Below are 13,525 nucleotides of genomic sequence, written 5' to 3'. Positions count from 1 at the left end.
CCCAAGCTGACGGCAGCTCCTCCCGGCTCGACAGACCAGGAGGGGCGGCATGTCAGACAGAGACGAGGGATCGCTCGACAGCGGCCGGAGATCGACCCGCTCGCTGATCGCGGCGCTTGTCGCGGGTGGACTGGCATTCAGTGCCTCGCTGTATCCCGCTCCCGACGAGGTACCCATCTTCGGCATGCTCGAGCTTCCCGCCCTCGACCGAGCATTCGGCCTTCCGGTCCGCGTCGAATCCATATCCGTCAAGCACGCCGCCGAGCTCAGACAAACCGGCCTGGCCGACCTGCTGCAGGTAGCGCAGATCCTTGCGCAGATGCCCGTTACCGTGCCTGCGAACACGTTCGCGACGCTGGTGGAAACCTACGGGTTGCAGGACGTGCTAGAAGCTGTCGGGATCCAGGCGGATCCCACGGACGTGCTGGACCTTCGGGTCGCCATGTTCGGCGGATTCAGCGGTGGAGGCGGAGGGGGTGGAAACGGAATCGCGCTTTCGCCCAGGATGCTGGCGGAGTGGCTGCTCTATCTGAACGCCTTGCTGCACCGGTTGCCGGTCCAGGTGCTCGACGAACTGTCTCCGGTGTTGGGCCGGATGATGCCGAAGTTCGTCGATCTCGGGGTTTTTCACCGGCTCACTGTGTCACTCGAAGCCGTGGCCGCGATGACGCCGCCCGTGTCAGGGCCGGTCCCGACACCCGCTCGGTCGGTTGCCCCGGTGGCCTCCGACTTGCCGGGGCCGGCCACCCACACGGCGATGGCACCACCGCCTCCTCCACCACCTCCACCGCCTCCTCCACCCCCGCCGCCGCCACCTGCGCCTGCACCGGAGCCCGTTGAGACATACACGCCCCCAACGTATTCAGCGCCTCCGACGCCTACGGAAGCGCCTCCGAGCTACGTGCCGGATCCGGTGCCGACCTCGGCTCCGCCCTCGGGCGGGGGCGATCCGGGCGGGCCGTTCGACGGCCCGGAACCGGGCGCCGGTTCCGACCCGGACGGGGACTCCGACGAGGTCGACGACGGAGATTCGTCCGGCCAAGAGGAAAATTCGGCCGGCGGTTCATCGTCTGGAAACGAGGGCTCGACGTCCGGCGGGCTGACAAACGGTGACGGCGAGGGCTCCACCACTGGTGGTGGAGACGGTACGTCTACCGGCGGTGGTGACGGATCGCCCACCGGTGGTGGTGACTCCCATTCATCCGGAGGAGACGACGGTCCATCCGGCAATACGACGAGCGATTGAGGCATGGTGTCCTCCGAGCGTGGCAGACATGACAGGTCAATCGACCAACGGTGACCGACGGCACGCTGCCCCCGGTAACGTCCTCATCATCGATGACTGCGCGCTCTACCGGGACGCGCTGGCGTCGGCGCTGGAGGCAAACGGGGTGCGTCCGGTCCGCACGGCTTGGGACTTGCCTTCTCTCATCGGGAGTCTCGGAGCGGTTTCGCCACTGGTGATCCTGCTCAATCTCGCCACGATCGGTGTGCAGACGTTCCTCCGGGCCGCCACCAGCCTGAGCCCGAGGGCGCCCGTGATCGCGGTCGGCGCGTCGGGCGACGATGAAGATGTGCTTGTCGCGTGCGCAGAGGCCGGAGTGGCGGCCTACCACATGCGAGCGGATTCGCTGGCAGACCTCCTGATCCTGATCAACGCAGTCACGCGGGGCGAGATCGTCTGCCCCGCCGAGGTCTCGGCAATACTTCTCCGGCGCGCGTCCTCAGTTGCGGGTCGACCGCGCCGGATCGTCAGAAATCCGGGTCTTACGTCGCGGGAGATCCAGATCCTTCGCCTGCTCAGGCTGGGCCGCTCGAACCAGGACATCGCCGACCACCTGTCGATCGCGGTCCATACCGTCAAAAGTCATGTTCACAGCCTGCTGACCAAGCTCGGGGTCAGTTCTCGCGCGGAAGCGGCGGCCCTGTCCCAGGATCTGGATCGAGAACCATACGATGGTCCTGGATCCGGGCCTAGTCAAAATTGGTTCTGATGGCCCATATACGGCAGGGGTAGCCTGCGCCGATAGTTGTGGCGTGAACCATGAGTCGGATATCAAGCGGGTTCCCGACAAGTCCGTTAGCCAAACCCACTGTCACCGTGACTGTCTCGGTGCGCATCGGCTTCCAGGGTGGCACCGGATCGGGAGCCGACCGCTGACCGAGTCGCGAGAGCTTCGACCGCCGGAGCGGCGACATGGATGATTTCCGTTGCCTTGCCGTGAATTCGACCACTTCGCGGCTGCTCGACCTCGACGCGGGTGTCGCGGTCGGGGGAATCTTTCCGAGTGACCATCAGCGCGCCACCGCCAGGTACGACACCAGAGTGCTGGTCGTCGACGACTGCACGCTCTACCGTGAGTGCCTGGTCGGCGTCTTGAGCGGACGACACAGTGGCGTCACAACCGAGGTGGCCTGGGATCTGGCGTCGCTCCTCACAGAACTCGACGCGACGCCTCCCCAGGTGATCCTGTTGAACATGGCGACTCACGACAGCTCCACGTTGCTGCGGCAGATATTGAAAATCGAACCCGGGGCGCGAGTGGTCGTCATAGGGGTATCCGAGGACGATGAGTCCGTGATCGTCGAATGCGCGGAAGCAGGCGCGGTCGGATACCACCTGCGCAATGAATCGCTCGACGATCTTCTCATGCTGATCCGCAGGGTTGCTGCCGGGGAATCATCCTGTCCAGCCAGCGTTTCCGGAATTTTGCTCCGGCGGCTTTCGGCCCTGGCCGCACAGCGCCGCCCACCGTCGAAGGAGGTCGTCTTGACGGCCCGCGAGATCGAGATCCTCCGCATGCTCGAGGCCGGGATGGCGAACCGTGAAATCGCGGAGAGTCTCTGCATCGCCGTGCACACGGTGAAGAACCACGTACACAGTGTGCTGAACAAGCTGGGTGTCACCTCGCGCGAGCAAGCGGCAGCGATCGCGCGCAACGTGTGCACCGTGCAGGGTCTACGACCGAACTAGTCCCCGGTTCAGCCCGGGGCACAGGCGGGAAATCGCTCCCATGGCCCATTTACCAAAGATGTTGCGGGCCAGATAGTTGAAATGTGTTTGCGGGGGATGTTCAACACCTTGTGTCGTCGGTATCAGGTTTTCAGGACGGTCTGTCCGCGAAACGAATGCCGGGATTTCGGGATCCCCCACCAATCGACCGTTCCGAAGGAGTTCGGTGATGTGCGGAATCATTGCGTGCCGGACGCACCGGCCGGCGGTCGAGTACCTGCGGGTGGGCCTGCGGCGGCTCGAGTACCGCGGATACGACTCGGTGGGCGTGGCACTGCAGACCACCGACGGTGAGGTCGTCCGCCTGCGGACGACCGGCCGGATGGACGATCTCGACGGACTGCTCGGAAAGTGGAACGGGCCCCAGTTCAACGGAGCGGGGATCGGGCACACGCGGTGGGCGACACACGGCTCGGTCACACCGGGCAACGCACACCCTCACGCCGACTGCACAGGGCAGATCAGCGTCGTGCACAACGGCATCATCGAGAATGCCGACCAACTCCGCGCCGAACTCACAGGTGCCGGCCATATCTTCGCTACCACGGTGGACAGCGAAGTGCTGTGCCACCTCATCGAGGACGAGAGGTTCGCCGAAGAAGATCTCGTGCAGGCCGTACAGAAAGCGCTCGCCAGGGCCGAGGGATCCTGGGCGCTTGCCGTTCTGGAAGAGGGCACCGGGCGTATCGCCGTCGCGGCCAACGGATCTCCGCTACTGGTGGCCCACACTGATCACGGGGACTTCGCTGCAAGCGACATCGCGGCAGTCGCCGACTGGGCCGACGAGTTCCGGGTCCTCGATGAGGGTGACATCGTCGAACTGGACACCGACCGGTGGTGCCGCTCCGGAGTGTTCATATCGCCACCCGCCGCCAACCGGTGCCTGTGGCGCAGCAGCGATGTGGAGTTGCACGACTACGCCGATTACATGGCCAAGGAAATCGACGAACAACCGGGAGCGGCGGCACTCCTGATCGAGGGCCTGGCACCGGACATCGCGACCGGGGCGCTCTGGGACCGAATGGGCCTTCCGCCGTTCGGACGGCTGCGTGTCGTCGGATGCGGCACTTCCCTCAACGCCGGCAACGTGATCGGCAATCTCGTACGTTCGGTCGGCGCTCTGCCGGTGGCCGCCACCATCGCCAGCGAGGCCGCGGCGGACGTCGCCGACGCCGACCAGCTGACCATGGCCATCAGCCAGTCCGGGGAGACCGCCGACGTGCTGCGCGCGATGGAGTCCCGCGCGCTGCGCGACTCACGCATCCTCGCGCTCACCAATAGCACCCACTCCACGCTGTCGCGGCTGGCGGATGCGGTCGTCGACTGTTCGGCGGGTCCGGAAATCGGGGTGGCCGCCACCAAGACCTTCGTGTGCCAGGTCATCTCGGGGGCGGCCGTGATGATCTCGGCGATGGTGGCCATGGACCGGCTGCCGGCCGGGACGGCTGCCAGGATCGTCGACGATCTTCGGCGCGTGCCGGACCAGCTCGCTGCCGCCGCTGCCGGTGCTCGTCGCCTGATACCGCCGATCGTGGAAGACCTCGTGTCAGCCCCCGGGTTCATCTTCATTGCTCGGGGGTCGGGTGTGCCGTACGCCGCCGAGGGTGCGTTGAAGCTGAAGGAGCTCACCTACCGGTGGGCCGAGCACTGCCCGGCCGGCGAGCTCAAGCACGGTCCGCTGGCTCTGGTCGGACCCGGCACCCCCGTCGTCGTCGTGGACAACGGTGACGCGAAACTGGCCTGCAACATCGCCGAGGTGGCGGCCCGTGGCGGCCGCGTCATCACGATCGGCGGCGCCGGCAGCTCGGTGCCGGTCCTCGGCGAGCTCGGTGCACCCTGGGGTCCGATCGCGGCGACCATACCGCTGCAGGTGCTGGCCCGGACCCTCGCGGTGGCGTTGGGACGAGACGTCGACAAACCGCGGAACCTGGCCAAGTCGGTGACAGTCGAATGAGGCGCCACGGCACACCCCTGGCCGGCGTCGCCGGCGCGCGTGAGTCCGAGCCGGCCGACGTGGTCGCCGACTTCACCGCCACGGCCCGTCGCTGGCCGGACCGGGCTGCCGTCGTCCACAACGGCGTCACCACCGACTACCGCGACTTCGCCAAGGCGGTGCGGATCACCGCATCCCGTTGTGACGTCGGGCATCTGGGAGACGCCAAGAGCCCGTCAGGGTTGATTGGCGTACTTGTCTCGCACCATCCGTCCGCAGCCCAGCACCTGCTCGGGATCCTGCAGGCCGACGCGACCTACTGCCCGGTCGATGCCGCGTCCCCGGCAGGCCGCCGGAAGATCATCGCCACCGTACTGGGAGTGGATCGGCTGGTCGCCGCCGAGCAGAGCCCGTATGACGGGCCGCAGGTCGAACTGCTACCGGTGCCGCGGTGGCGTGGCACCGATGCCGCATACGTGCTGTGCACCTCCGGCTCCACCGGCACGCCCAAGCCGGTGGCCGTGTCTCGCAAGGCGCTGACGGTCACGGTGCGTGCGCTGAAAAATCTGTTCGCTCTCACGCCGGACGACCGTGTTCTCCAGTTCTCGTCCCTCGGATGGGACACCTGCCTCGAAGAGATGCTGCCCGCGCTGACCGCCGGGGCCGCAGTCGTCTTCGACGACCGCGCGCACACGGGATCGTTTCCGACGTTCTTGCGCATGCTCGCCGAGCAGGAGATCACCGTGCTCGACCTGCCCACGGCGTTCTGGCACGAGCTCGTGCTCTTTCTCAACGACGGGAATGCGGGATTGCCGGACTGTGTGCGGCTGGTGGTCATCGGTGGTGAGCGGGTCGATCCGACTCGGCTACGGCAATGGCGTGATCTCGACACCGGGCACATCGGGCTACTGAACACCTACGGGTGCACCGAGACCACGATGATCACCCATGCGGTGCAGCTGAGCGGTCGCGGCGCCGAACCGCGCCTCGCCGCAGGGGACGCCGAGGCGCCTATCGGCCGACCGCTACCCCATGTGCGGGACCACGTCACCGATGACGGTGAGCTGCTGATCTCAGGACCCGGCCTGGCGACCGGATACCTCGGGGCAGCGGACCTGACGGCCGACGCGTTCCGCGTCGCCGATCACGGTGACGGACCGCAGCGATGGTTCCACACCGGCGATGTCGTCGTCCGCGGGGAGAACGGCCTGCTCTACTCGCGAGGCCGCGCCGATCAGCAGGTCAAGGTGCGCGGCGTGCGCGTGCACCCCGCTGAGGTGGAGATGCAACTGACCTCTCACCCGGCGGTCAGCCGAGCGGTGGTGGTCGGGGAACGGTTACTGGGCGGAACGGCGCTGACGGCTTACGTGGTGGCCACGCGCGAGGTTACCGGCGGAGATCTCAAGCGATACCTCGGTGAGCGCCTGCCGTCACAGTTCGTGCCGAGCCGGGTCCGGTTCGTGGAAGAGCTGGTGTACACGGCCAGCGGAAAGGTCGACCGCGCTGCGACGCAGCGTGCCGTAGTGGACAGCAACAACAAAGGAGCACGCCGATGAGCGCCGAACACATCGCCGGAATCTTCCGTCGGGTCTTGAACATCCCCGAGGTGGACGAACACTCGGACTTCTTCGAGCTCGGCGGCGATTCTCTGTTGGCGACCAGGGTGCTCAGTGCGATCGCGCGGGACTTCGGGATCGAGTTGACCTACGACGACATGGTCGACTATCCCACGCCGGAGGGGCTTTTCGATCTCACCGCGGCCGTGACGTCGTGAGTGCCGGAGGTATGCGCGTCGTCGTCATCGGCGCCGGGCTGGCCGGACTCACCGCCGCAGTCGAGTTGGCAGCCGACGGGGCGGAGGTCCTCGTGCTGGAAGCGCGCGACCGCGTGGGCGGCCGGATGCACGGGGTGTCGGTCGCAGACGGCGCCGTCGGCGACGGAGGTGCCGCCTACCTCGGGGTCCGGCACACCGAACTGCTCAGACTGATCGACCGGCACGGCCTGAAGCTCGCGTCCACGGCGATGGCGGGGGAGAGCACCTTCCTGATCGGTGACCAACGCTCCACCTCGCCGGGGCGGGTGCCCCCGCTGAACGCGATCGCGCTGGGTGATCTCTTCGACCGGCTCGAGGATCTCGTCGAGCGGGTACACCCCGATGCGCCCTGGCTGACACCCGGTGCGCAACAGCTGGACCGGATCTCAGCAGCGCGCTGGCTGGCCGATGAGGACATACGTGCGGACGCGCACACGTTCTTCCCGTTGTTCCTCGGGGAGATGATGGCCGCCGACCCGGCGGCGATCTCGGCGCTGCACATGGCCTTTTACCTCCGATCCGGCGGCGGTATCAGGTATCTCAACGCGTTCGAGGGTGGCGCCCAGCAGTGGCGGATCGACGGCGGCTCACATCTGCTGTGTGAGGCACTCGCAGCGCAGCTCGGCGACCGGGTGCACCTGCAGCAGCCGGTGCACGCGATCGAACAGGACGACGACGGTGTGCTGGTGCGCTGCGTGTCGGACTCCGACGGTGCGCGCTCGACCCATCGGGCCGACCGGGTGGTCGTGGCCCTCCCGCCGCTGCTCGCGCAGCGGATCGACTTCCGGCCGGGTCTGCCGGCGCCACGGGCGTCGGAGGTCACCGGTCGCGGTTGTGCGATCAAGGTGCAACTGGGGTTTCCCGCGCCGGTGTGGCGGGACCGCGGACTGTCCGGCTGGTCGGTGAGCACCGGCGGGCCGCTGCTGTCCACCGTCGACGATTCGCCACCGGACGAATCAGCAGGAGTTCTCACGGGTTTCGTCACCGGTGAGGCGGCAACGGCGTTCTCGCGACTGTCGTCTTCGGACAAGTTGACCGCGGCGCTGGCCCATACCCGCAGGCTTTTCCCTGACCTGCCGGCGCCCGCGGGGTGCACCGTCACCGACTGGCTGGCCGAGAAGTACAGCAGGGGCTGTTACGCGGCGCTCTTCGGCCCGGGCGACTGGCTGCGGCTGGGGCCGACGCTGACCCACCCCCACGGCCGTATCCACTGGGCGGGCACGGAGACCAGCCTGGAGTTCTTCGGGTTGATGGAAGGCGCGATCAGGTCGGGGCAACGTGTTGCGGCCGAGTTGACGGACATCGCCACTGCGGCGACCGATTCAAGAAAGGCTCTGGTGCGATGACCACACTCGTCGAACCCGAGGACAGCGGATTCACCGCGGTGGCGGAGCAACCGTATTCCTATGTGCGACGGCTGTTGGCCGAGCCGGACTGGCGTCGCTACCCGGGCTGGTCCACCGTCACCGACACCGAGTGGCAGGACCCGCAGTGGCAACGCGCACACTCGATCAAGAACATCGGACAACTGCGGGCGGTTCTCGGCAACCTGCTCGACGAACGGTTCTACGCCGACCTCGCGGCCGACCAGCAGCAGCGGTCGACGATGTCGATGCTGTTGCCTCCGCAGATGCTCAACACCATGACCCCCGAATGCGATCCGGCCGGCCGGGGATTCACCGAGGCGTTCTACGGCGATCCGATCCGGCGGTACATGCTTCCGGTCCTGAGCGACCGGCACTCGGAATGGTGCTCGCATCCGTACGCCGAGCGGGATTCCCTGCACGAGAGCGACATGTGGGTCGTCGAGGGTTTGACACATCGTTATCCCACCAAGGTGCTGGCCGAGCTGCTGTCGACCTGCCCGCAGTACTGCGGGCACTGCACGCGGATGGACCTGATCGGGAACTCCACAGCGACGGTCACCAAGACTCGGCTCACGCTGCAACCGGCTGACCGGCAAGATCGCATGCTGGACTACCTTCGATCCACCCCGACGGTGCGTGATGTGGTGGTGTCGGGCGGCGACGTCGGCAACGTGCCCTGGCCTCGCCTGGAATCTTTTGTGATGCAGCTACTTCAGATTGACACGATCCGCGACATCCGGCTGGCGACCAAGGCGCTGGCCGCGCTGCCACAACACTGGATGCAGCTCAAGGTGGTCGACGGAGTCCATCGCGTGGCACGCCTTGCCGCAGCCCGCGGGGTCAACCTGGCGATGCACACACACATCAACCACGTGCAGTCGGTGACTCCGCTCGTCGCGGCCGCCACCCGCGGACTGCTCGACGCGGGGCTGCGCGACGTCCGCAACCAGGGAGTGTTGATGCGCGGCGTCAACGCCACCACCTCGGACCTGCTGGATCTGTGTTTCGCGCTGCAGGGGGAGGCGAACATACTGCCCTATTACTTCTACATGTGCGACATGATCCCGAACGCCGAACACTGGCGGACCTCGCTCGCGCAGGCCCAGCGATTGCAGCTGGCGATCATGGGGTACCTACCTGGCTTCGCGACACCACGGGTGGTCTGCGACGTGCCCTACGTCGGGAAGCGGTGGGTGCACCAAGTGGTCCGGTACGACCGGAACCTCGGGATCTCCTACTGGAGCAAGAATTATCGCACTGGACTGGAGGCCAGCGACCCGGACGCACTCAGCCGGGTGTACCCGTACTTCGATCCGATCGACACTCTACCGGCGCTCGGGCAGGCGTGGTGGCGTAAGAACGGGGAACACCCCTGGGAAGCAGCGCTACTCGCGAAAGGCGAGCAGGACGACCCGATTCCGGACGGCCCGGTACACCTCGCGCCGGTGGCCACATCCGGAGACAGTTAGGGCAGGGCAGGCGGGACCGGAATGGGTACTGCGGACAGCAGAGTGCATCGCCGCGGGCGCAACCGCCGTGACATGACGCCCGTCGCGATCACCGATGAGGACCTGCCCGAGGTGGCGGACTTCCTGAGGGACAATCACGATGGCAACATTCGGTGGATGCAGGCGTGCGCGAGTGCGCAGTGGCAGGTGGACCGGCCCAATCACGGCTTCATGCTCAAGGACGGGCAGCGTGTCGTCGGTGCGGTGTTGGCGCTCTACTCCGAGCGGGTCCGGGAGGGCCGTGTCGAGAGGTTCTGCAATATCGGCACCTGGTGTGTGCTGGCCGAATACCGTTCCGCGAGCATGTCCCTGGTCAACGCGATCCTGGCACAGGACAGCTACCACTTCACCGTGCTGACGCCCAACCGCGGCTCGCAGGAGATCCTGGCATGGATGAAGTTCTCCTTCCTGGACACCGCCGCCGCACTGATCCCTAACGTGCCGTGGCCGAGCGTGCCGCGGCGAACCAGAGTGATTACCGACCACCGCGATATCGAGAACACGCTTGTCGGTGCCGAGCTGCAGCTCTACCGCGACCATGCGCGAGCGCTCGCAGCACGACACGTGGTGCTGGTGCACGGCGACGAAACCGGTTACGTGATGTACCGGGAGTTCCGCCACGGGTCCGGCCTGGGTTACGCGATGATTCTGTACGTCAGTGATACCGCACTGTTTCATCGCGCGCTGGTGCCGCTGACCCGTCATCTGCTGATGCGTCGCGGACTGGTCGCGACGTTGATCGAGCGGCGCGTCATCGGCGGCGAGCCGGGGCTGCCGTTGATGTCGTTCCGACTTCGGGACAGACCCAAGATGTACCGCGGTGCCGGCCTGGAGCCGCACCAGATCGACTACCTCTACAGCGAGCTCGCGTGCGTGCCCTGGTGACAGGGCGTGAGTCAAGGTGACGGAAGGGCAAACAGTGATGACGCAGGCATTGGCGATCGCAATGGTATTCGTCGTCTCCGCGGCCGCGGGCATCCTGCTCGCCCTGCTGGCCGTCAACGTGGCGCTTCTGCTCCGACTTCGCTCGCGGATACCCCAAGACCCCCCGGTGGATCCTGCATCGGGGTAACCAAGGCGCCCCGTGTTGCTCCGACGAACACGGTGTATTTGCCGGCCGATGCGCTGAAGTCGGACCTGGAGCTGCCGGTCCGGTATGAGCCGACGCCCGGATGTAGTTCTGAGGCTCTGCCGCCAGGGTTCTCGCAGTGCTGCCAAGCGCGACTGGTGACAGTCGGCCGTGCCGCTCTCTGCCGCGGGAAAAGTTGTCGGACAACAGTTCAGGAGATCCGGTCGGCCCAGGAACTAGTTCGCGGATCCACTCGAAAGATCGATCCGACGGTCCATGTACTGCGGACGGGTGCGAACCGATAGTTGAAGGGTGCTTGAAGAGTTAGCTGTCGTGAGCGGCGCTGAATGGCTGCGTATGTCGGTCGACAACGGTCACCGCGACCGTCCGCAGATCGGAGCTGAGAGGGACACGCGGCCATGCGCACTGTAGTCACCGGCGCTGCGGGGTTCGTCGGCTCCACCCTGGTTGATCACCTTGTGTCCCAGGGGCATCAGGTCGTGGGCATTGACAATCTCAGGACAGGCAGTGTGGCCAACCTCGAGAACGCCATCCGTTGCGGCGAGGGTAACGACGGCCGCTTCAAGCTCATCAAACTCGACGTCCAGGCGCCGGAATTGATCGGTATCGTCGCCGGTGTCAACCCGGAAGTGATCTTCCACCTCGCTGCTCAGAGCGATCCGCAGGCCGCCGTCGGGGACCCGCAGTTCGACGCACGAAGCAATATTCTGGGCACGATCAACCTGTGTGAAGCGGTGCGGCGGACAGACGTTCGCAGAATCGTGTACGCAGGCACGTCGGACGCACACGGCGATCTCGGCTCGCCGCACACTGTGGCCAAGCTGGCTGGTGAGATGTACCTCCGCGCCTATGCGGCTAGGTATGGCATCAGTTCGATATGCCTTGCGTTCGGAGACATTTACGGGCCCAGGCAGAACTCCCATAGCCCGGTGCACGTCATCGGCACCCTGGGCGGTACGGCAATGACGTGGCCCCCGGTCAGTGCGCGAGACGATGGCCGGCAGGTCCGCGAGCTCATCTACGTCGACGACGCCGTACACGCGCTGATTCATGCCGGCTGCGCGACAGACATCGCCCCAGGGACATACGGCGTCGGCACCGTTGAGAAAACGATGTCCCTTCCGGGATGGACGCCGCGGGTCGATCTAGCTGAGGGAATCGCGCGGACGCTCGAATCGCTGCACAGCCCGTCAGACGAGATGGCGGGTTGAGATGGCACACCCAGAGGTCGTCAGTCGTGGCCGGACCCGCCGCGCGCTCGCGTCGGCGCTGCGCACTCGAGAATCACTGGTGCGCGAGCCTGTGGCGCGGATGGTCGAATCTGGTCAGCCAACCGCGCTCGACGGCCTGCCCGGTGCGGTGGTCGAGCGCCTTCGCTGGCAACGACAATATGCGGCGCGGCTGACAGTCAGCGACAGCATCGTCGTCATCGCAGCCGTGGTGCTCGCACAGTACGTACGGTTCGGCACCACACTGACCTCGCCGGCGTACGAAACCCTCTATGTGACAGTGTCATCAGTGCTCATCGCTTTGCTGTGGTTGACGGCGCTGGCTGTGTTCCATACGAGGTCCGCGACCATCATCGGTGCTGGGATCGAAGAATACCGGCGTGTGGCCGCGGCGTCGTTCACCACGTTCGGTGCGCTCGCGATCGCCGAACTACTAGTCAAATTAGAGATCTCGCGTGGATATCTCGCCGTCGCTCTACCCGCCGGGACGATCGGCCTGCTACTGAGCAGATGGCTCAGCCGCAGACACGTGGCCGCCCGGCGCGCCGAGGGCAGATATCAGACCGCGGTACTGGCGATCGGAGACCACTCTGCCGCGGCGCATCTGGCGGCCGAACTGACGACCGACCCGACGGACGGGTATCACGTCGTGGGCGTGTGCATCCCGGGTCTGGGTGCGCCCCAGGGCGAACACCTCACGGTGGCCGGCCGGCAGGTGCCGATCGTGGGTGGGGAGAACCATGCGCTGCAGGCGATCCGCACCTACGGTGCGGACACCGTCGCGCTCGCCGGTACCGGGCACCTCGGGGTGCACAGGTTGCGCAGACTCATCTGGGATCTCGAACCGATGGGCGTCGACCTGATGGTCTCCCCGGGTGTGGTCGATGTGGCGTTGTCGCGGCTGGTGATGCGTCCGATCTCGGGGCTGCCGCTGGTGCAGGTCGAGAAGCCGCAGTATCGCGGCGCGAAGCGATTCCAGAAGCGTGCCTTCGATTTCTGTTTCGCGTTGGTCGCCCTGACAGTGACGTCGCCCATCCTGATCCTCGCGGCGATCATCATCAAGATCACCAGTAAGGGCACTATCTTCTACTGCTCGGAGCGGATCGGCATCGACGGCAGACCGTTCTCGATGCTCAAGCTCCGCACGATGATCCAGGACGCCGACCAGCAGTTCGAGAGCCTGATGGCCAAGAACGAGAGTGACGGACTGCTGTTCAAGATCCGGGATGATCCACGTATCACTCCGGTGGGCCGACTGTTACGGCGTTTCAGCATCGACGAGTTACCCCAGTTCTTCAACGTGCTGCGGCAGGAGATGAGCGTTGTCGGGCCCCGTCCCCCCCTGCGCCGGGAAGTCGAGGCCTACGACGGCGACGTGCTGCGCCGGCTTCTGGTCAAGCCTGGGATTACCGGACTGTGGCAGGTCAACGGTCGCTCGGACCTCTCGTGGGACAAGTCGGTCCGGCTCGATCTGTCTTACGTCGACAACTGGTCGATGGTCGGCGATGTCGTGATCATCGCCAAAACGGTGCGTGCGGTCCTGATGAGAAAAGGCGCCTACTGAGGGGACAC

At 66.0% G+C, this 13,525-nt stretch carries 12 protein-coding genes; all 12 read left to right on the top strand.

Translation table 11 applies throughout. The features are described from left to right. Positions 1–49: 49 nt before the first annotated feature. Positions 50–1,246: a hypothetical protein gene (locus tag KXD97_RS33065; protein ID WP_313901343.1), complete on the top strand. Its 1,197-nt coding sequence runs from the start codon at positions 50–52 to the stop codon at positions 1,244–1,246. Positions 1,247–1,460: 214 nt separating this feature from the next. Then, positions 1,461–1,994 carry a response regulator transcription factor gene (locus tag KXD97_RS03715; protein WP_260755516.1) on the top strand — a complete coding sequence of 178 codons (534 nt, stop codon included), beginning with the start codon at positions 1,461–1,463 and terminating at the stop codon, positions 1,992–1,994. Positions 1,995–2,197: 203 nt separating this feature from the next. Continuing rightward, positions 2,198–2,974 (top strand): response regulator transcription factor, encoded by a 777-nt coding sequence (locus KXD97_RS03710; protein WP_260755515.1) that lies wholly within the window; start codon positions 2,198–2,200, stop codon positions 2,972–2,974. A gap of 208 nt (positions 2,975–3,182) precedes the next feature. Then, entirely contained in the window at positions 3,183–4,967 is a 1,785-nt protein-coding gene (gene glmS / locus KXD97_RS03705) for a glutamine--fructose-6-phosphate transaminase (isomerizing) (RefSeq protein ID WP_260755514.1), read from the top strand. Further along, the gene (locus tag KXD97_RS03700; protein WP_260755513.1) at positions 4,964–6,502 is read left to right on the top strand and encodes an AMP-binding protein; all 1,539 of its coding nucleotides are present in this window, start codon (positions 4,964–4,966) and stop codon (positions 6,500–6,502) included. The genes glmS and KXD97_RS03700 overlap by 4 nt, the downstream gene beginning before the upstream one ends. Beyond that, a complete protein-coding gene (locus KXD97_RS03695; RefSeq protein WP_260755512.1) occupies positions 6,499–6,720 on the top strand; it encodes an acyl carrier protein in 222 nt (73 codons plus the stop codon). The genes KXD97_RS03700 and KXD97_RS03695 overlap by 4 nt, the downstream gene beginning before the upstream one ends. Further along, entirely contained in the window at positions 6,717–8,105 is a 1,389-nt protein-coding gene (locus KXD97_RS03690; protein WP_260755511.1) for an FAD-dependent oxidoreductase, read from the top strand. Before KXD97_RS03695 ends, KXD97_RS03690 begins: the two co-directional genes overlap by 4 nt. Continuing rightward, positions 8,102–9,595, top strand: a complete 1,494-nt coding sequence (locus KXD97_RS03685) for a KamA family radical SAM protein (protein ID WP_260755510.1) — start codon at positions 8,102–8,104, stop codon at positions 9,593–9,595. The genes KXD97_RS03690 and KXD97_RS03685 overlap by 4 nt, the downstream gene beginning before the upstream one ends. A 72-nt stretch (positions 9,596–9,667) precedes the next feature. Next, positions 9,668–10,519: a hypothetical protein gene (locus tag KXD97_RS03680; protein WP_260755509.1), complete on the top strand. Its 852-nt coding sequence runs from the start codon at positions 9,668–9,670 to the stop codon at positions 10,517–10,519. 37 nt (positions 10,520–10,556) lie between these two features. After that, positions 10,557–10,706, top strand: coding sequence for a hypothetical protein (locus KXD97_RS03675; RefSeq protein ID WP_260755508.1), 150 nt, complete (start codon positions 10,557–10,559; stop codon positions 10,704–10,706). Between the two features lie 416 nt (positions 10,707–11,122). Continuing rightward, positions 11,123–11,935, top strand: a complete 813-nt coding sequence (locus KXD97_RS03670) for an NAD-dependent epimerase/dehydratase family protein (protein WP_260755507.1) — start codon at positions 11,123–11,125, stop codon at positions 11,933–11,935. A gap of 100 nt (positions 11,936–12,035) precedes the next feature. Further along, positions 12,036–13,517, top strand: coding sequence for a sugar transferase (locus KXD97_RS03665; RefSeq protein WP_396885333.1), 1,482 nt, complete (start codon positions 12,036–12,038; stop codon positions 13,515–13,517). Positions 13,518–13,525 lie beyond the last annotated feature (8 nt).

This window comes from Mycobacterium sp. SMC-8 (genome assembly GCF_025263565.1).
In the GTDB taxonomy this organism is placed as follows: Bacteria; Actinomycetota; Actinomycetes; order Mycobacteriales; family Mycobacteriaceae; genus Mycobacterium.
Note: the sequence above shows the minus strand (reverse complement) of the source record. Positions and strands in the feature narration are given on the sequence as shown.